Here is a 19,819-nt window from a genome sequence, read left to right as displayed (position 1 = left end):
AATTCACTCCTTTAACCAGTCATAGTGCATTTTAAAAATACGATAATTATGCATTTCGAATAATTTTTCCCCACAATAACCGATACCTGTTTCTAATTCCCAATTATACTGTGCGTCTAGTATAACATATTCTACATCTTTTTCTTTTGCAAATTCGCAAGCTTTTAAATAATCAGCACCAATATCTTCCACAGCAGGAGATCTGCGATAAAAAACTCTTTGAAATTGATGATCAAAGTCATTAAATTTAATCATTCCATCCAAATCAGCAAAATTTTTTATTGTATTCTTTAAGTTGGCAGTTGTCAGTGATTCAGTACTATATATTTGCGAAGCAATAATAATCGGTTTATCACTAGGGCTTAAAAACTTTTCAGTGAACTCTTCTAAAACTTCTATTTCCTTGTTGCTTGTGTGATACAAAGGGTTAAAATCTTCATCTTTTTTAGAGAATATTGACCACCAAACAGGATTAAATGTTAATTCATTGATCACAAAAATTAAAAGCAATACGCCAATTAACATAGGTTTTTTTAAATCTTTAATCAAATAGTAAAACAAAGCAAATAGAGTAAACGAGTTAAATATTAAATCATAGATCCTAAAATATACTACATTTGTTATATTATCAGCAACGAATTGAAATACTAACGGGTTAAAAAAAGTTAAAAACATTGTAAAAAGATAAAAAGGAAGGAACGATAATTTACTTTTTTTATAAGAATTATATAAAAAGTAAATAACCGCCAACCAAATTAATAAGAAAAAGAAATTTCTAATGAAACTTGAAACATTATAAACTGAAAAATTTAAATAGTTTGGTACAGATTCAAAAGCATGGGGATCAAAAAAATTATAATTTTCAAGTTCAAAACTACCAGAATTAAATTTCCTTTTTACGTAAAAAGGTAAAAAAGGCACGATAGTAAAGAGCATGGGTACGCCAATAAAAAAATATGCTGAAAATTTATTCAAATATTTTTCGATATAAGGGAGTATATGAAATATTTTAAAAACGAAATAAACTAAATATAATAAAATTACAAAAATAGAAATCAATTTACTTTTTATAAATAAAACCATAAAAATTGCTGGAAAAATTGAGATTAAAGCAATTTGTTCTATATAGTTTTTACTCTTCGAATTCATAAAATATAATAATAAACAATAAATTATCATTGCGCTAAAAAAGAAACCTGTAGAAGTAAAAGAAATTAAAGAACCAAAGAGCAACGATACTAAGGCTGTTATTTTTAAATTGTGATCTTTTGAAATAATCCCACATAATGGGATTAACAAAATAACATTTATTCTGCGCATCGTATTACCATAATAAGGCTGAGATAGATACCAAGCAAAACTAAAATTATAGATAACAAGTATTAACAGAAGAAAAAGATTTAAGCGGTGATTATCTGTATTTTTATTCATTATATTGTAAATATCGATCATTATTTCCGTTAACAAAAAGTAAAACAAAATCGCCATTATCCAAGTAATTGCTCCGATAGGAAGATAATCGTAATTAAATCTGATTGTATTCAACTTTTCTAGTAAAAATATAATCGATGCTATGAAATGATAATACCCTTGATAATCATACTGAACATTGTATACCGTTAAATGTTCAGTATGAATATTTCCAGAAATATAAGGTACATAAAATGTCAGATCATCTGTTCTTAACGAAATCTCCGTTTTATAGTAAAACACAAAACATAAAAGCATTATGAATAATAAAAATAATATTTGTTTCTTATTCTTTATCAATTGCTTTATTTGTATCACTATACTATTTCTCCTTATTATTGCCAGCATCACAATAAGGAAAAAAACTAACATTGTGGAAAAATGAATCAGCCGTGAATCTCCGTGTGTTATTTGAATAGGGTAATAACAAACCTGCAATAAAGCGATCATAACAAAAAAACCGAATGGAGCGGTGAATCGGAATCCATACTTTCTTAGCCCGCAATAATCAACTATGACCGATCCAAGCAAAAACGATAAGACTAATAACACTATAGCTGATAATATATAAATTCTCATTGTCAATTACACTAAATAATATATATTTATTCCTTTCTAAGCCAACTTATTCGTTAGTAATTATTTAAACATTCAATAATGTATTTCATTTGAGATAGATTTATCCCATTGTACAAAGGTATAGAAACTATATGATCAGCCATCATTTCAGTAATTGGGAAATCACCATTTTTGTAACCCAAATCTCGATATGCTTCGCTTAGATGTGGGGGCTGTGGATAATGAATCTTTAAACCTATTTCATGATTTTCACAATATCGCATGAATTTATCTCGATCTTCTACTTCAATTACAAACAAATGAAATACATGACCTAACTCACCAAACTGCATCTTAGGTAATTTAATTTTAGGATTTTTGATTTCGGTTAAATATCTTAAAGCATCTTTTTTTCTTTCAGCAGTAAGTTCATCTAAATGTTTTAATTTAACCCGCAATAGCCCAGCTTGAAGTTCATCCAGTCGAGAATTATAACCTACTTTTTCAAAATAATATGTTTTTTTAGAACCATAATTTCTCATCATTCTAACTTCTTCAGCAATGTCTTTATTATCTGTAATAATGGCGCCCCCATCGCCGAAACCGCCGAGATTTTTGGTTGGATAGAAGCTAAAACAACCTACATCACCCCAGGTGCCACATTTCTTCCCATTAATAGAAGCACCATGAGATTGTGCGCAATCCTCAATAACTTTAAGATTATATTTTCTTGCAATCTTCATTATTTCCGGCATATTTGCTATCTGTCCGTACAAATGAACAACACAAATTGCTTTTGTCTTAGGTCCTATAGCGGCTGCAATCTTCGAAGGATCCAAATTATAATATTGGTCAGGTTCAACAAATTTAGGCACTAAGCCATTTCTGGTAAATCCCATAATTGAAGCTATATATGTATTTGCTGGCGCAATAACTTCATCTCCAGGATTCAAATGAAGCGCTTCAAAAGCTAAAATCAAAGCATCAAGTCCACTGGCTACACCTACACAATATTTTGATTGATTATATTCAGCAAATTCTTCTTCAAAACACTTCACTTCATTACCGAGCACATACCATCCGCTATCTAAAACCTCCTCGACCTTTTTTAGATATTCGTTTTTAAATTTCAAATATTGCGGAAGTAATTGATTATTTTCTATTTTCATAAATTTCCTTCTTTCAACATCTTAAATGTATCATATTCTCTTATATAATCAGATTCATCATAGCCTTCGCTGGCTAATACCATCAATATTGCATTATCATGATAAGTTAACGTATGCCAGATTTGAGGACCACACACAAGCCCTACATGAGGATCGTTGAGTTCAAAGCACTCTTGATTACCATTTATATCTTCGCAGTGGACAACAATTTTTCCGCTTAAAGCAAAAAATATTTGAAATAAACTTTTATGTGCGTGATAACCTCTAACATTTCCCTCTTGAGTATTAATCACAGTATAAACTCTTCGGATATCGAACGGAAGTCCTGTATTTCTTTCTATTGCGCTAAGATAACCATCATTCGCACTGCCATGGGCCTTAAAAGCTTGCAAATAAACATTCTTCATTACTTTTTATCCTCAATTATTTCATCTATGATGTATAAAGGGCGTTTTCTAGATTCATCAAGATTTCTCCACATATACTCACCGATAATTCCAAGCATAATCATTTGTACTCCCGCCAGCACCAAGACAACAACCATTAAAGATGTCCATCCAGCAACATCTGACCCATGAACCAATTTATCATAAACTAGAAGCAAAGCTGAAACAAAGCCACTTATGCTCATTAGAAAACCTAATCCACTAATCCAACGAATTGGAGTATGTGAGAAAACAATAAAAGTATCGATAAAAAGATCAATTCTTTTTTTATAGGACCACATTGATTTTCCTTTTTCTCTTGCTTGTCTCGTGTACTCTATAACTTTTGGGTTAAATCCAGTCCAAATCAATTGAACGTAAATCGAAGAGTTCTTTTCCTGCATATTAACCAAAATCTCTGCTACACTCTTATCCATCAAAAAGAAATCAAAGCCCTGCTTAGGATAATCAGCAATAACCAACTTTCTTACAATACGATAATAAGTATTAGCGAAGAAGTTCTTTATCCAAGGCTCATCGCGTTTATTTCTGGCTGCAATGACTACTTTCTCGCCTTGCTGCCAATATTGAATCATTTCTGTAATTAAATAAGGAGGATCTTGTAAATCTGCACTCATCACAGCAATCGCATCGCCAGTAGCTTGACTCATGCCAGCAACTATCGCACGGAATTCTCCAAAATTACGAGAAAGTTTAACAATTTTCACATGATTATCATATGTTTGAACTTTCTTTAATTCATCTAATGTTTTATCTCTTGATCCATCATCAACAAATACAATTTCAAATTCAATATCTTTTCTTTTTTCAAAAACATCACGAACTAATACTTTATAAGTCTCAGCTATATTCAGTTCATTGAAATAGCACGGAATAACTATAGATACTTTTGACATATTTAACTCCTCTTGTGATACTAATTTATTATAGCAAAAAAGTCCTCTATATACTGGACTTTTTTCTTTCTTTTATGCTAAAAATGAATAAAACCGTAGCCATAATACTTCCAATAACACTCATTATCAAACCAAACTTAAATCCTTTTGGTACGAAATACATCTCAATATGATTTTCCCCCTGATTAATTGGTATTCCTATAAAGCCGCCATTAACTTCATATTTTTTCACTTCATTCTCATTAACCAGGATTTTCCATCCTTCATCATAAGGTAATGTTATGACCATAAATCCTCCATTATCAGATTTTATGTCGCCCGTAAGCTGATTTCCTCCATATTGAATGTTATTTAATTCGGATTTCGTATCACGTTTAACAAGTGCCTTTATTTCTTCAAGATTTTCATTATTACATATTACTATGTTATTCAATTCATAGAGGCTTTGATTAGTTTGCATAAATTCTTCATAAGTTAATGCAGAATTATAAGTAGTTCCCAACGGTCTGAAGTCTTTGTTTTCATATATTGAAATACTTCCTCGATAGTCATCTTGAATTAATTCCCAATTAACTCCGAAAGGAAGTTCTTTAGAATTTAACACTAACGCATATTTAACATTCAAAAACTTCATTAAGTCACCATTCTTAATATTAAAAATCATTCCTGAGTTAAACTCCCTGATTTCTGGAGCAAGTTCCGCAAGTTTGTTGATTGATGGTGAATAAGTCGAGTCATAAATCATCAATCCATTTAATTGATAAGCTATGGACATATTATGACTATAATTCCAATATAACGAGTTATGTGGTACGTAAATTCTATAATATTCAGTATAATTTTCTGGATCTAAATAATCTAGATAATTATTTAATCCTTGATCTTCATCTTGCAATACATGGGTTACCTCATTCGCAAAAGCATAACTTCCTCTTTCTGAAGTATCCATTTTACGAATATAATGAATCCCTCCTGATAATGCAAATTCCAAAACAGACAAAATAAGCAACGCATTAATTGCTCTGCGCTTTAGCAAAAACGCAAAAACAAAAATTAATATAGCACACCCAGCAAACAAAATAATTTGCGAACCATATTCATTAAAAACAATGTTAAATTTGCCTTCTATTATTGCAGATAAAGGAACAATAACGATGCAAAAAGCAGCTATAAGAGTAGCTATTGGATATATTTTTTTGATATTTATAATTTCTAAATGATCAAAGAGATAACAGGCTGTAATTATATTAAATAAAGTTAACAAAAAAGTCCATCTGAACGAAGGTTCACTAAATCCGTGTAACGCTGCATCTCCAATCGGAAAGATTGCTAGAATAATTAGACATAGATAAAATAACAAAGTTTTCCTTTGATATGATTTATCAGTTATACAAAATACCTGACAAACAAGCAATGCAGTTAAACTTCCTGCCCATATACAAATTTCACGTGTTACATGCCAGTTTGTTTCAAATACGTTTACGCCATAAATGTATTGATAATTTGGAACAAACATAGAAGCAAGAAAGTGTAAATAGACCTGCGGATCTTGAAATAATAATGAAATATTTAATCCAATTCGATTATTTCCGCTCATATAACTAATTGTTGGAACTAATACGATTCCAGCCATCATTACTCCAATTAAATAAATTCCAATTAACTTCAAAGTATCTGGTATAAATTTACTAAAATTAAACTTTATCTGACTATAACGATAAATATAAAAGAAAGGTGTTAAAAATGATAATGTATAAAAGAAATACCAATGTGAACTTAGTAAAATAGCAGTAATCAAAAGAAACTGCATTTTCTTCCCAGTAATAAGATATTTTTCTATACCACAGAAATAAAGTGGCACGAGACAATAAAAAGAATGAAACATTAATTGTCCACTAAAGAATATAGCCCATCCACTAAACGCATAACATAAGCCTCCGAAGAAACTAACTTTCTCTGAGATTTTCATCGTTCTTAACAAATAAAACATTGAAAATGCACTGATGAAGAATTTTCCAATTTCTAATAACAAAGTTCTATCAAAGAAATTAAGATTTTGAAATAGCAAACTTGCCCAAGTAAAAGGATCGCCCATAATATAAAAGGTTTGCGAAGCAAAGAAATTAGTACCTAAAAACATGCTCCACGAATAAAAAGGTAAGGTTCCTTTGGTAAAGAATTGATTCATTAAATTGGTAAATTCCATATTAAAGAAAAACTGTTCAGGTTTTAAGTCTGTACCATATGTTACCGGTATGTGCGCTAGCAAATTAGGTAAAAACATACATCCACAGATTAGAGTTACTGCTCCTGCAAGTAAAAGCGGGTACTTATATTTTTTTAGCATAAAAACCTCCATTGACACTGATCCATTATATCTTATAATTCAGCAACTAACTATGATAAAAATTCTTAAATATTTTTTTTACATGGTGTTATGCAATAAAACTCCATTCCTTATTCTAATTCCTTATTGGCAATGAATTCTTACTTTAAATACTCCAGCATAATACGAATGTTTTTAGCAAACACAATATTTACAGGATTATGATAAAAATATCATTTCAATTAGATTTCTCGATGTAATATGACTCAGTCACGCCCTTTTAGTATAATTAAAATCGTTTGTGATTATAAAATATATTAGAAAAACTTATTCATACTTTTATTTGTTCTTAATTTTGCTTATAATAATTAACAGGTGATAATAATGAAAAAAATAAAAAAGCATTTATTAAGCAACATTGATATTTTAATCTTTTTCTTCTCTGTCTTATTTTTTGATTATTACTTTCGTAATCAATTGGGTATGTCCTCAGCTAACGCTAAAATAATTTTTGTAAATATTTTTATTGCTATTTTATTAAGTTCCTTTATGTTTCTCATGGGGCGAAAAATGAGATTAACTTATGGAATAATTTTGATAAGTACGATGGCCTTACTTTGCTTTTGTCAAAATCTCCATTATAATTATTTCTCTACTTTCTTTTCTTTTTCTAAAGCTAGTATTCTAAAAGAATTTTTCCAAGTGAAAAATGAAGCTACCGGAAAATTAACATTAGATCTCTTTGGATATTTTTTGCCTCTAATCCCTTTTATTCTTGTTAATTTATTTAAAGGAAAGCAATATAAATATAATTATATTCTAAGAATATGTATTTCAAGTTTTTTATGTATATTAAGTATTGTCTGCCTTTTCTTAACATTCTCAAATTACCCGGAGAATATCAAGAAAAGTGAGAGTGATTCGTACCTTTACCATACACTTTACAATAAAGTCAGAGCCATTGATCGACTAGGCTTGTATTCATACACCATTAAAGATGCACAGTTAACTCTGAATCATAAAATAGAAAATACTGACGAACAAAAAACAATGATTGATCTTTATATAGAAGAACATGGATATGTTTCAGAACCTAATGATTATACAGGGATATTTAAAGGTAAAAATTTAATTCTTATCTTATGTGAATCTTTATCCACAATTGTTATTGACGAAGAACTGACTCCTACCTTATACATGATGAAAACGCAAGGAATCAATTTTGATAACCATTATGCACCAGTATATCAATCTGCTACAGCGGATAGTGAATTCATCAGTCTTACTTCCCAAATTCCTTCTATTGACAATGGTCCGCTTGCTTATGATTTTTATGAAAATACTTTCCCAAGCGCACTTCCTCAATTATTTCGAGAAATAGGATATTCAGCTAACTCATTTCATTCTTTCAAAAAGGAATTTTATAATCGTGAAACTTTGCATTACACCTACGGATTTACCTACCTCTATGATTGGGTTGATCTTAATTTAGAAAAGCGTCCAGAATTTGTAGAGGCTTATAACTGGATTCATGATCGTGAACTTTTCACTAAGGCTCTGGAAGCGACAAATGAAAATGCTACTGAACCATTCTTTGATTTCTTTATTAGTGTTTCTGGGCATGTACCTTATGTTCGTGAACGTTATGAATTGGAATATGATCTTTGGCAAACTATCGTTCTCCATGGTGAAGCTGGTGAAAAGTATTCTACAGAAGCACTTTGTTATCTAGCAGCACAGAAAACGCTTGATAGTGGATTGGAAATTTTAATTGAAGATCTTACAAAAACCGGTCAACTCGAAAACACTGTTATCGCTGTCTATGGAGACCATTATCCTTATGGGTTAACAAAATCCGCGACAAAAGAATTATTCACTGACCTTAAAAATGACTATGAAATTTATAAAGTTCCATTCATCATTTGGACTCCAAGTTTAGAGAATAGTACAACTATCGAAACAGTGACCTCAACATATGATATTATGCCAACTTTATGTAATTTGTTTGATATAAACTTAAACGGTCATCTCATCACTGGTCGTGATGCATTATCAGATAAAGATGGACTTGTTATCTTTGAAGATCGCTCCTGGCTTAATGATCAAGCCTATTATAATGCAACGAAAGGAACAGTCATTAAACTAGATCCATCTATAACTGATGATGAAATAGAAGAAATAAATAACAAAGTTTTCGAAGAAATCCAAATTAGTCAGAATATTCTAACATCTGATTATTTCGCTGAAAAGAATTAAAAAATTTAAAAAGCGAACTTCCATTACCCTGCTGTAAACTCAACATCAGTATTAAAGAAAATATATTTATAAACTAGTAATTCATTTATACCAAAATCTGCGATGGTTGAGTTAATAAATCTCACAATGGTCATATGTATATACTTCATCAAAAAATAGAGCTATCTTAAGAATCATATCGATTTCTTAAGGATAGCTCATTTTATTCTAATTCAGATATTTTCAAGATATCATAGCTTGTTGCAGCGCCTCTTCTGTAATAAAATCTGAATAAACACCAAAGAAATGATTATCATTAATAATTTTCAAAGCTTTATCTATCTGGTTAACTGTATGAATATAGATTGTAAACTGATCTTCATAATCCTGCATTTCAGCATAAGCATAAATATCAGTAATTACTTTTGTAGCCCATTCATTATCCATATGCATAACAACTACCGGCACTTTATGTTCCTTAACAAATTGATAAATTTTTTGTCCATCAGAATCAACATAATAATGGTAAAGAGTGAATATGATTTTATTAAAGTCATAATTCTCATCTAAGAAAACATACATATCTGGAGTATAGGCTTGAGGTATAATTCTATTGATTAAGTCTGGATTAACTGAATTTACTTCGTCTATCATTTTGTTATACATCACTCTCGATCCATCAATATCAAAAGTTTTAGAATCAATGATAATATAAAAATCCGGAATTTCGTTCATAAGTTTCAGAAGATCTTTAAACATCACTGTTTTATATTTTCCATGAATCTTAACTTGCTTAAACTCGTCCGTAGACATTGGCCAATCTCCGCCAATATCCGTTAATTTATTACGAAAATCTTCCCAAGTATGAATTAAGCATATATCCCCATCCGACGTTGTATCAAGATCGATTTCAAACAACCGTGTACCTTCATTATAATTTTGATAAAAAGCTTCTAAAGAATTCGTGTAATCATACTCTCCAATGCCACCTAAGGCATGTGCCATAACTCGATACGTATGATTCCAATCTTCAACTAACTCTCCAACGTCAGAAGTGATTTTTAACACTTGTTCTGTTTCGTCAATATTAACAACAGGAGCATTATCTCTATAATCATCAAAATTTCCTTTATCTTGATATATGTTGTTAAATAAAATAAAAGCAAAACTGCCGAACGCTGTGAGCACTAATACACTGATTGCAAGAATTAACAATTTTTTCATATTTACCTCACTTTACACTTTTCTTGATATTCAAATTGGTTCAACTGACATTCAAATAAAATACACATCTGATTTTTAATAGCATCTAAGATAATTCCAACCATAAAAAGCAGAAAAGCTATAATAAACAAAGAAGCTGCAAGTACTGCACTTGGAATTTTAGTAATGAATGCAGTTTTAACAAACTCTGTAATGACCGGTATCCCTATTAGCAGACCTAAAGTTACAAACAAAAAAGATATACAACTAAAAAATAACATAGGTCGATAGTTTTTAAACAAATCAAATAGCTTTACTAAAACCTTAAAGCCATCTGAAAATGTATTTAGTTTTGACTCGCTTCCTGCTGGCCTATCTCGATATGTTATCGGAATTTCAACAAGCTTCATGCGGTAAACCAGTGAGAATATCGTCATCTCAGTTTCAATTTGAAACCCCGAACTCATAACCGGCATATTTTTTACAAATCTACGGCTATAGACACGATATCCGGTCATGATATCGTTAATATTACTTTTGAACAGAAAATTAATCAGATTTTTAACTAAATTATTACCAAATCCATGAAAGCCTCGTTTATTCTCCTCAAAATATGTTCCATTAGAAAGGCGATCTCCTATAACCATATCCGCACATCCTTCTAGAACTGGTTGAATCAATTTATGTACCTCATCAGCAGGGTAAGTATCATCACCATCAACAAGAATATAAACGTCAGCATCAATATCTTTAAACATTGCGCGTACAACATTTCCTTTTCCCTGTGCAGTTTCTTTTCTAACTATCGCGCCTGCAGCTAATGCCAAAGTTGCAGTTTTATCTTTAGAGTTATTGTCATAGACATAGATATCCGCGGTAGGCAATTCTTTTTTAAAATCTTTTACAACTTTTTCAACTGTTAGTTCTTCATTATAACATGGAATTAAGACTGCAACTTTACTCATAAATTTATCCTCCTCTTTATATTTTTAATATTTGATTCATAACACTTCATGTAAATTAAAATAAATATACTTATGATAGATACTATTTTACTTAAGCTTTGAACTAAAGTGCCAGAATATTTTATTTCATAGTGTACATTTGTTAAAAGAGTGTTATTTGAAAAAGAAACAAACCCTTCTTCATTTGGATATACATTCAAACTTTGTTCTTTGTCATCAAAAATTTCAACAACTTTATAACCTTTATAATAGATTAAAGGAAGTACATATTCAACTAAAGACTCTCTCTCATCCTCAAATGTTAATAGATTATAATCTTGCTTATAATTTAAAATTCTCTGTCCATCATTTACTAATATACTTTTCTCACGAGTTTGTAGCTGATCGTAAATTGTTATAGGCATATAATCTAAAGCTCCTAAAGCCCAAATTTCTTCACTTAATCTGTCCCCTTGACCATTATAGTATAAATCTAATGTTTTTAGATTATTTTCATCTATTTTTGATAATGAAATCAAAGGATAGATTTGAAATAACCCGAAGCCTACTGCTAACATTATTATTAAAACGGATGAACGCAAATTTGACTTAACCAAAAACCCTCCAAGAATAGCACATAGAGGTATAGCTATAATTAATAATCGACAACTAAACTGAATAAAATTAGGTTTAAGCAGATATTGCCATGGAAAATAACGAGTTGTCATCAAGATTACAATCAATATAATCACCGCATAAAAGAATGCTCGCTTATTTTCTTTATATTTTGATAAAGAAATTAAAATTATAAAAATTTGAATTATTCCAATGCTCATATTAATTTTGTTATCCTCTATTCCCCAAATCATACCGGTTCCTGGAAAAATAGAGATCGCTTCTGAAAACGTCAATAGACTTTTAGCAAAACTATTATCCGAAAAATAAGATGATACTCGATAGATCCCTACGTTCAATTGTTCTAACATTGGGAAAAGAAAAAATGCGGTTAACCCTATTGAAAGTATCACTGCTTTAAACAAATTTAACAATACACGTTTTGTTAGAAACTTCCTTATATTAATCATCAGATATAATCCAAAAGCAAAACATATTAAAATAAAACTGATATTATGAACCAATAACAGACACGAAAACCCAATGGTAAGCAAAAACCAATCATTTCCTTTACCTTCAATCAGATTATAAGCACCTAACATGATTATTGGGACAATCATAAATGCAAGTACTTCTCCCAAAGCGCCTCTATAGAATACATCTGTTATAAAGTAGTTTGAAAAGATATATAAAACACTAGAAACTGCAGCGCTTTTACAATCTTTAAAGATACGATATGAACACCAAAACATTAAAAGCGACGTTAGGTACACACATATAAAAATGAACATTTTATAACTTGTTGTAATATTTACTCCGATTGCATTTAAAACTGCTGGTATATAGATTAAGAAATTTGAATAAAAAAGAGGCGAAGCATATCCATATCCATAACTTTGAAGGTAAAATAAAGATGGAAAATAATCGTGATATTGGATTGCTTTAGATAAAGAATAGATTCTAGCTATATGATAATCAGTATCATGACCTGAATAGAGCGATACCGAAGAAAACAACGGTATGCAGAACACCACAGTTAAGCACAAGCAAAATAATAAAATTAATATTCGTTTTCTATTCATTTTTTGTCACACTCTTAATCTTAAACTTCGCTGTAGTTATTTCTGTTATCGCACAAGCATCTGTTGCCTTATCAAATTCTGGATTTTCCCAATACTGAATAATAAGATAATCAACGTCATAATAATCCAAATAACCACAGGAACGAGCATAATCTTCTGTTGCTGGAGCTTCCCAATCATAATGTCTGCGGGCTAAATCATAGAAAATCCAATCAACTCGATTCCAAATATAATAATAATCCCGTGCAGTAAATATCTGATATACATTAGGAAGAAAAGTTCTTACCCCTTCCGCATGAGAAATAATTGTCGGTTGATGCTCATCGTTAAATCGATTTCGGTCACGCTTAATTAACCCCTCAAGAACATGTATCGCCTCAATTTCCTCATCACTGATTTTATAGATCGGATTCACTGTTTTCCCTCCATTTACATGAAAGGTATATAATCCCCAATCAGAATCCAAATAAGAAGCAACATGACCGACAACAATCTCGACGCAAAGAATAACTAATAACATCCGTTTTATCCATTCTCGCTGATCAAGCCATTGAATAACAGCTAATAAAATCAACATCTCTGTAAATGGATTAAACAAAACTTCTACAGTACGATAAAATACATTAGAGGCAATCAAGTAGGCTACCGCAGTCGTCGCTAATGGATTTAAAAATAAAATCAACATCATAACAAATAAAGATTTTATATAGTTTTGTTCTTCTGATTGAGCTTTCCAAAGAATCAAGATAACGCCGATCCATCGTATAATGTTAAGAATATTATCGAAAATATGGGAATAAATGAAATAATAATCTTTAACCATGTCATAATCTTGATGATTATTGAAATAATAGGCATAATCATATAAATAATCAGGTTTAAAGAAATTAACATAAGCCGCAAACACCATCATAAGAACAGGAATAAGAATAAAGAAAATAAATTTACCATGTTTGAAAAAGAATTTTTCAATTATATCAATAATTTTCTTCATCCACTTTGTGAATCGCAAACTATAATAAGCTATAAAAATTAGAGCTAGTGCGGGAGCGATCCAGGGAATTTCCTTATTCCGACTAAACATCGCAACCGCATAGATCGCCATAGGTAAAACGATGATTGACATATCAACAAAGGCATTCTCTTTTTTACTAACAAAAAGATAAGCAGCCAAACTAAATAAAATCGCAAAGGAAATAAACAAGTAAGATGAGGAACAAGCTAAACCCGCTCCGACGATGAACATCATGACATACTTTAACGAATCTTCTTTATCACGCAGCCAACAATACGCTGTATAGATTAAATAAGCAGCTAGCAGAGTGCGGTAAGTATTCCCATAAAACGCAAAGGCAACACGCCAATAGTAGAAATTACTGAAAAATAATGTAAATGCAATAAGCACATACTTAACACTTTTTTGTTTGATCTTTAACCCTTCAGCAAAGTTAACTATTAACATGGAAGAAATCAACGAATAGATCATGCCTAATCCCCACGTAGAGATTACAATATTATCAATTTTACCGCCAATTCCTAATAAAACTGACGGAACATTAATTATATGGCATAAAAAAGTACCGAAATGATAATAACCCTGGAACAAATACAGCGCATCCCACTCAGCGCCCACCTTTCCAGAATACAAATTAAATAAATTTAAATGTTGATTATCAATATTCTGAGCAATGTAATTCAAATACATTGGTGAATCTGAGAAACCAATATCGATAAATAACTGGTAAAATACAGCGATGAAAGCAAGAAATGAAGCTATAATCCAAAGGGTATTCCATTGCCAGTAACGTTTAAATAATTCCTTAATATGAAATAACGAATATAGTAGTAAACAGCCGAATATTAGATAACTGCTAGCATAACTCCAAGATACAGACCCATTAAAGAACTGTACAGGATAATAACATAGCTGCAGCGTACATAATAACAAAACAAAGCCCAAAGGAGCGGTAAAGCCCGTCGGCTTTAATTTTAATAATTTCTCAGCAAACAATCCATAACCAGCACTGCAAAATAAAACAACACCTACAGCTAATAATATTTTAATCATAACCTAATCACCTTGTAAATCATATCATAGATCAAACTGACTTTCTATAAAAGCCGGCCCAGAAAACACTGGAACCGGCCGTACTCACCTTAATTTTTATCTTTATTCGATGTTAATTTTACGATTAAGGACATTGTCAAGTAATTAATAGGAATTGTCAGCGGCAAGGCGAAAGCTTTGGCAAAAAGTTTGTCCACGCCGATCCAATTAACGAAGATTACAGTCATTACCATATTAATGATAATTCCCGGAAGATAACTGATTGGAAATGAAATAAAGCTTTTCCAATTCGGTTTTTCATGATAAGTAAAATGCATGTTTAAAAAATAAGAAAAAAACATAGGAACAATATCTCCAAGTAAACTTGAAGTCGATACTGCGATACTGAAACTAACGAAAATCATATATAATATCTGAGATAAAATCGTATTGAACGCACCGATAAAAGCAAACGATAAAAAACTTCTATTTAAAAATTTTTCTTTTATTTTTTCTAACATATTGAACTCCTTAACTCTTTAACCTTATTTAGTTTATCATATTTTGATTCGTAAAGCTTCATTTTCTTCTTCAAACAACCTATAAAATTAACGATTTCTTCTAAATAAAAAACTTGAATGCGTTAAGCAATCAAGCCTTAATAATTATTTAACTTTAATTCAGTCAAATCATGATAAACCTTTTTGTAATCCGCTTCAAGATCATGAATGACAAATAACAATTCTTCAGGTACCTGTTTATGTCTATCAATAAAATCATGACAAGCCTTTAATCCCATGTCCATCGCTTTGATTGATTGATTCAAAATTTCTTCGTCACTATCTGCCATCATCGTTTTAATCTTCTCAGTCATTTCAGATAAGACAGCCATGATCCCAGTAGAATCCGCCGCATCCTCACCATAGGAATTAATTCTGCTTGTCAATTCAGTTTCATGTTTCTGAAAAATATCTAACGAATGCTTTAATGTTTCTCTTAACTTTTCTGATTGCGCTTCGACTAAATACTCCTTAAACGTCGATGCCCCCATATGACACCCTCTTAATAATTCGTTTAAATCTTTAACAATTTCGTTATCCATAGAATTCATTTCATTCACCTCTAAAAATAGTATTCCCCATTTTTATAACGATCTATCCTTTTTTCTATAGATAAGTTGAGTGCAGGTCCATAAACAACAGGTTAAGAAAGTAAGCAGCACAGAAACTTTTTGGATCCAGGTTCCTGAATAAGTTATAGTAATTATTCCCGATGTAACATTCTTATTATTTACTTCAACCAATCCGCTGTCTTTATTCTTTATTACAGGGAGTTTGAATTGTTTACCATTCGTATCCACCGCCGCAGCAGTATACCCCTTATAATAAGTCACCGGTATTTGCATCCATGTATTGGTTCCCATCTTGGTAATTTCAAAACTTGTTTTGTTTCCTTGTTTTTCAATGCCGCAGGCAACTTCTTTATTCTCGACAGTCACACAACGGGATGCTATACGATAATCGGTTTGAGCTACTGGCAAATAATCTGCGCCGGCGATTTCAGGTCGGACATAAAAAGAATCGCCATAGTATGGATCCAATAAAGTTCCATCAATCAAAGCTTCATACGGCATGTCTGTCCCAAAAACAATTGGTCTTTCAGCAACAGGCATAATCCGTATAAGTCCCACCACTATTCCACAAACAATTAAAAACGGAACAACTATGATGCCCGATCTTCTAAAAAATCTTACGGAGATAATCGCTGCAGCAGGACATAGAAATAAATCAGCAAGACTCATCAATCGCCACGGAAACTGAATAATTCGCATCCACGCAAAGTATTCCCAGGGAAATAATCGGCTGCATAAGAAGTAACAAAGATAACCCAAGCCGCAAATCAGATAAAGAAAATTACTTTCTTTTGTTTTTTCTTGATTAAAGAAAAATACGCCGAGCAAAGGTAAAATAGGTATCAAAACGCCCAGATTGGTCGTCATTGCCTGACCTGGATCATAAGCAACATTAGAAACGGAAAAATTCATCGTCATTTCGGTATATTGCCAGGCATTTAATGCGGTCGATGCCAAATCAGAGCTTCCCGCATAATAATGTAAGTATAGCTCCTGACTTGTCATTTGTTCCAGCATTGGCCACAGATAAAAGGAACATAAGCCGATTGCCCATAAAGCTGCTTTGGTGATCGCTGTTCCCCTCTGTCTCTGCTGATTTAACACATGCCAGCGAATAAGGATGAAAACAATCAAAATTAGAACCATCAGATAAAAGGATAGCGTGTGGGAAAGAAGTAAGCCTGAATAGCCCGTCATTAGCCAAGACCACTTTTTTTCATCACCCCAAAGGACTTCATAGATTCCAATTAAAGCCACAGGCATAAAGACAAAGGCCAGCACTTCCCCTAAAGCTCCGCGAACATAAATATCGGTGAATCGGTAGAGTGAAAAAACATAAAGAAATGCAGCCAAATACATTGCCGGCTGCTGCCGGCTAAGCTTCATTGTTAGCTTTCCCATATACCAAGCCGAAAAAAAGCTGCAAAGCAAGAGTAAGAATTGATAGCTGCGCGCCAAGCTTAAGCCCGCATTATAGAGTAAGGCGGGTATGATTAAGAAAAAATCACAGTAGAACAACGGACTGGCATATCCAAAATTATTATTCTTATAGGGATAAATTCGCGGCATGTAAATTCCGTCTTTAAAGCTTTGCGCCAAACCTTCAATCCTGCTTAAGTGAAAACATGTGTCATGTTCCAAATTAACTCCATGAGTCCAATAAGGAGCTAAAGATAACAAGGCAATAACAAAACAGAATAGAACAAAAATCAGTTGTTGCTTTCGCTTCATCTTTTGCCCTCCTTTTATCCAAAGTACCAACTTGGAAACCATCGCATAAATCCATCAATATAAGCTTGAGTTGTGCCAAAGCCAGCTGTCGCAGGTAAAAATAAAACAAAAAGCAAAATACAAGCAAGGGCAAAAATTTTGATCCGCTTTTCGTAACGAACATCCTTGTCAACCAAGCATTTCAATCCGTATACAAGCGCGACGATTAAAAATGGAACTGAAGGATAATAGTGATAAATAAAAACACAGCGAGTGACTAACATCCAAGGAATGAGCTGAGCAAAATAACAGACTGAAATCATTCCCGCTGTTTTTGTTTTATTTCTGATAAATTCATAGGCACAGAAAAGAATCGCAATAAACCCAGACCACCAAATCAGCGGATTGCCAAAAGCTGAGATGGTGTAAACAAGATTCTCACTGATATGATGATAATACCAAATTGGACGGGCATCCAGTATCCATTGCCACCATACCGATTGAAAAGGATGGGTTGCGTCAAGATTCGCATGATAGTTATACATCCCCATAGTCTGCTTGAAAACTCCGGCCAGACTCCATCCCTCGCCGCGATTGATTATACATGGCAAATAAGATAAAGCATAGATGATCAAAGGAATCAAAACAAACCACAGGCAGCACCAAAGAAGGGTAATCCAACAGTATTTAGGGAAAACTTCAATTTTATGTTTTTCTAATGCAGTTAGATCTTTTGATCGTTTCGCCTGTCTGTATTCAACATAACGGCTGATTAAGCTGCTGAAAAATAATACGGTAAGTCCCATCCCGGCATAAACACCTGTCCATTTTACGGAAACGCCAATTCCCATGCTAATTCCAGCTGCGGCTAATAAACCTAATGATTTCTTAAAATCATCCACATAAAAGTTCATCAAGCAATAACGAATCATGAAATAAGTCATCAGTAAAATAAAGAAAACAGAAAAAGGTTCCAACGTAGCGATTCTCGCCGTTGTTAAATGCATAAAATCACAGGCCAGGAAAACAGCTCCCAGAGCTGCGTAAAAAGTCTTATTAAATAATCTGCGGCAAAGATCATACAACAGAGGGATCATCGCGGCGCTGAAAAGAACCCCGCCAAATCGCCACGCAAAAGGATTATTACCTAATAATTTGATAAAAAACGCAATAACTTGCGTTCCCAAAAGCGGATGGACGAAAGCATACATAACCTGACCTTCAGCAATTTCCTGAGCATTGCGGACATGATAGATCTCGTCAAAATAAGTTTCATTCAGATACAACGGATCGATCTTCAGCTTAGACTGCTCGTCAATAACCAACTGCGGATCGTAAGTGCCTTCAGGATTACTCGAATAAACAGTCAATGGTAAAAAATCATTAAATCCCGCTCGCTTCAATCCAATTTCATTAATAACATTATTCTTTTCTCCAGCCGTGATACGAAGATAGCGATAATTCCATTGTCCTTCGATAATTTTCCACTGGAGATAACTGCTGTTATCAATTTGCGAAATATTATCCCAATCTACTAAATCATTGGATCCTTCAATTAAGACATTTCTTAAACCAATTTGATAACCGCTTTCCAATGCATTATTATCCCCCTCACCAGAAAGCAGATAAATTCGATCAAAGGCACTGCTTCCATCCGCAATCTGTAAAATAAAAGATTCATTCGACTGGGTTGGCTGCCAGCGCGTTTGCGGCATTTCAGTGTCCCCCAATTGCCAGAATGCAACAGCCAGGAACATAAACGTTATTGTTCCGCATATTAAACTGTCGAAAGCATTCCAGACCGCCTTTCCAGCGGATGTTTCTTTTGAATGAGGCTTTATTATTTCATCTTTTTTCTTTAAACTCTTATATATCATAAAAGAAACAATCAGGATAACACCTTCAATTAGAAGCAAACTAATTAATTCTTGATTATGAAAAAGCGTTAAACTTATTTCTTTTAACATGTTTCAGGACTCCTTTTAG

General features: G+C 32.3%; 14 protein-coding genes. 1 reads left to right on the top strand and 13 read right to left on the bottom strand.

Features of this window, described 5'->3' with window-relative positions; genetic code table 11:
- Positions 1-3 precede the first annotated feature (3 nt).
- From BQ7364_RS17100 to BQ7364_RS17080, 5 genes are all read right to left on the bottom strand, one after another.
- Complete coding sequence (locus BQ7364_RS17100; protein ID WP_139248679.1) at positions 4-1,920, bottom strand: MFS transporter; 1,917 nt, start codon at positions 1,918-1,920, stop codon at positions 4-6.
- 182 nt (positions 1,921-2,102) lie between these two features.
- Positions 2,103-3,197, bottom strand: a complete 1,095-nt coding sequence (locus tag BQ7364_RS17095) for a DegT/DnrJ/EryC1/StrS family aminotransferase (protein WP_072685988.1) — start codon at positions 3,195-3,197, stop codon at positions 2,103-2,105.
- Positions 3,194-3,604, bottom strand: coding sequence for a sugar 3,4-ketoisomerase (locus tag BQ7364_RS17090; RefSeq protein ID WP_072685986.1), 411 nt, complete (start codon positions 3,602-3,604; stop codon positions 3,194-3,196). The genes BQ7364_RS17095 and BQ7364_RS17090 overlap by 4 nt, the downstream gene beginning before the upstream one ends.
- Positions 3,604-4,539 carry a glycosyltransferase family 2 protein gene (locus BQ7364_RS17085; protein ID WP_072685984.1) on the bottom strand — a complete coding sequence of 312 codons (936 nt, stop codon included), beginning with the start codon at positions 4,537-4,539 and terminating at the stop codon, positions 3,604-3,606. Before BQ7364_RS17085 ends, BQ7364_RS17090 begins: the two co-directional genes overlap by 1 nt.
- A gap of 46 nt (positions 4,540-4,585) precedes the next feature.
- Positions 4,586-6,886 carry a YfhO family protein gene (locus tag BQ7364_RS17080; protein WP_072685982.1) on the bottom strand — a complete coding sequence of 767 codons (2,301 nt, stop codon included), beginning with the start codon at positions 6,884-6,886 and terminating at the stop codon, positions 4,586-4,588.
- Positions 6,887-7,249: 363 nt separating this feature from the next.
- Between BQ7364_RS17080 and BQ7364_RS17075 the strand changes: the two genes are divergently transcribed.
- On the top strand, positions 7,250-9,121 hold the full coding sequence (locus BQ7364_RS17075; RefSeq protein WP_072685980.1) for an LTA synthase family protein: 1,872 nt from the start codon (positions 7,250-7,252) through the stop codon (positions 9,119-9,121).
- 222 nt (positions 9,122-9,343) lie between these two features.
- Here BQ7364_RS17075 and BQ7364_RS17070 read toward each other — a convergent pair whose 3' ends face one another.
- From BQ7364_RS17070 to BQ7364_RS17035, 8 genes are all read right to left on the bottom strand, one after another.
- On the bottom strand, positions 9,344-10,324 hold the full coding sequence (locus BQ7364_RS17070; protein WP_072685978.1) for a glycerophosphodiester phosphodiesterase family protein: 981 nt from the start codon (positions 10,322-10,324) through the stop codon (positions 9,344-9,346).
- Between the two features lie 2 nt (positions 10,325-10,326).
- Positions 10,327-11,268: a glycosyltransferase family 2 protein gene (locus BQ7364_RS17065; RefSeq protein ID WP_072685976.1), complete on the bottom strand. Its 942-nt coding sequence runs from the start codon at positions 11,266-11,268 to the stop codon at positions 10,327-10,329.
- A complete protein-coding gene (locus BQ7364_RS17060; protein ID WP_072685974.1) occupies positions 11,265-12,944 on the bottom strand; it encodes a 6-pyruvoyl-tetrahydropterin synthase-related protein in 1,680 nt (559 codons plus the stop codon). Before BQ7364_RS17060 ends, BQ7364_RS17065 begins: the two co-directional genes overlap by 4 nt.
- Complete coding sequence (locus BQ7364_RS17055; RefSeq protein WP_072685972.1) at positions 12,937-15,012, bottom strand: DUF6077 domain-containing protein; 2,076 nt, start codon at positions 15,010-15,012, stop codon at positions 12,937-12,939. The genes BQ7364_RS17060 and BQ7364_RS17055 overlap by 8 nt, the downstream gene beginning before the upstream one ends.
- Before the next feature lie 89 nt (positions 15,013-15,101).
- Entirely contained in the window at positions 15,102-15,512 is a 411-nt protein-coding gene (locus BQ7364_RS17050) for a GtrA family protein (RefSeq protein WP_072685970.1), read from the bottom strand.
- 137 nt (positions 15,513-15,649) lie between these two features.
- On the bottom strand, positions 15,650-16,102 hold the full coding sequence (locus BQ7364_RS17045; protein WP_072685968.1) for a DUF2383 domain-containing protein: 453 nt from the start codon (positions 16,100-16,102) through the stop codon (positions 15,650-15,652).
- A 33-nt stretch (positions 16,103-16,135) separates the two neighbouring features.
- Positions 16,136-17,854: a hypothetical protein gene (locus BQ7364_RS17040; RefSeq protein ID WP_072685965.1), complete on the bottom strand. Its 1,719-nt coding sequence runs from the start codon at positions 17,852-17,854 to the stop codon at positions 16,136-16,138.
- Between the two features lie 14 nt (positions 17,855-17,868).
- Entirely contained in the window at positions 17,869-19,800 is a 1,932-nt protein-coding gene (locus tag BQ7364_RS17035; RefSeq protein ID WP_072685963.1) for a phospholipid carrier-dependent glycosyltransferase, read from the bottom strand.
- Positions 19,801-19,819 lie beyond the last annotated feature (19 nt).

The sequence above is a fragment of the Holdemania sp. Marseille-P2844 genome (assembly GCF_900120005.1).
GTDB lineage: Bacteria > Bacillota_I > Bacilli_A > Erysipelotrichales > Erysipelotrichaceae > Holdemania.
Note: the sequence above shows the minus strand (reverse complement) of the source record. Positions and strands in the feature narration are given on the sequence as shown.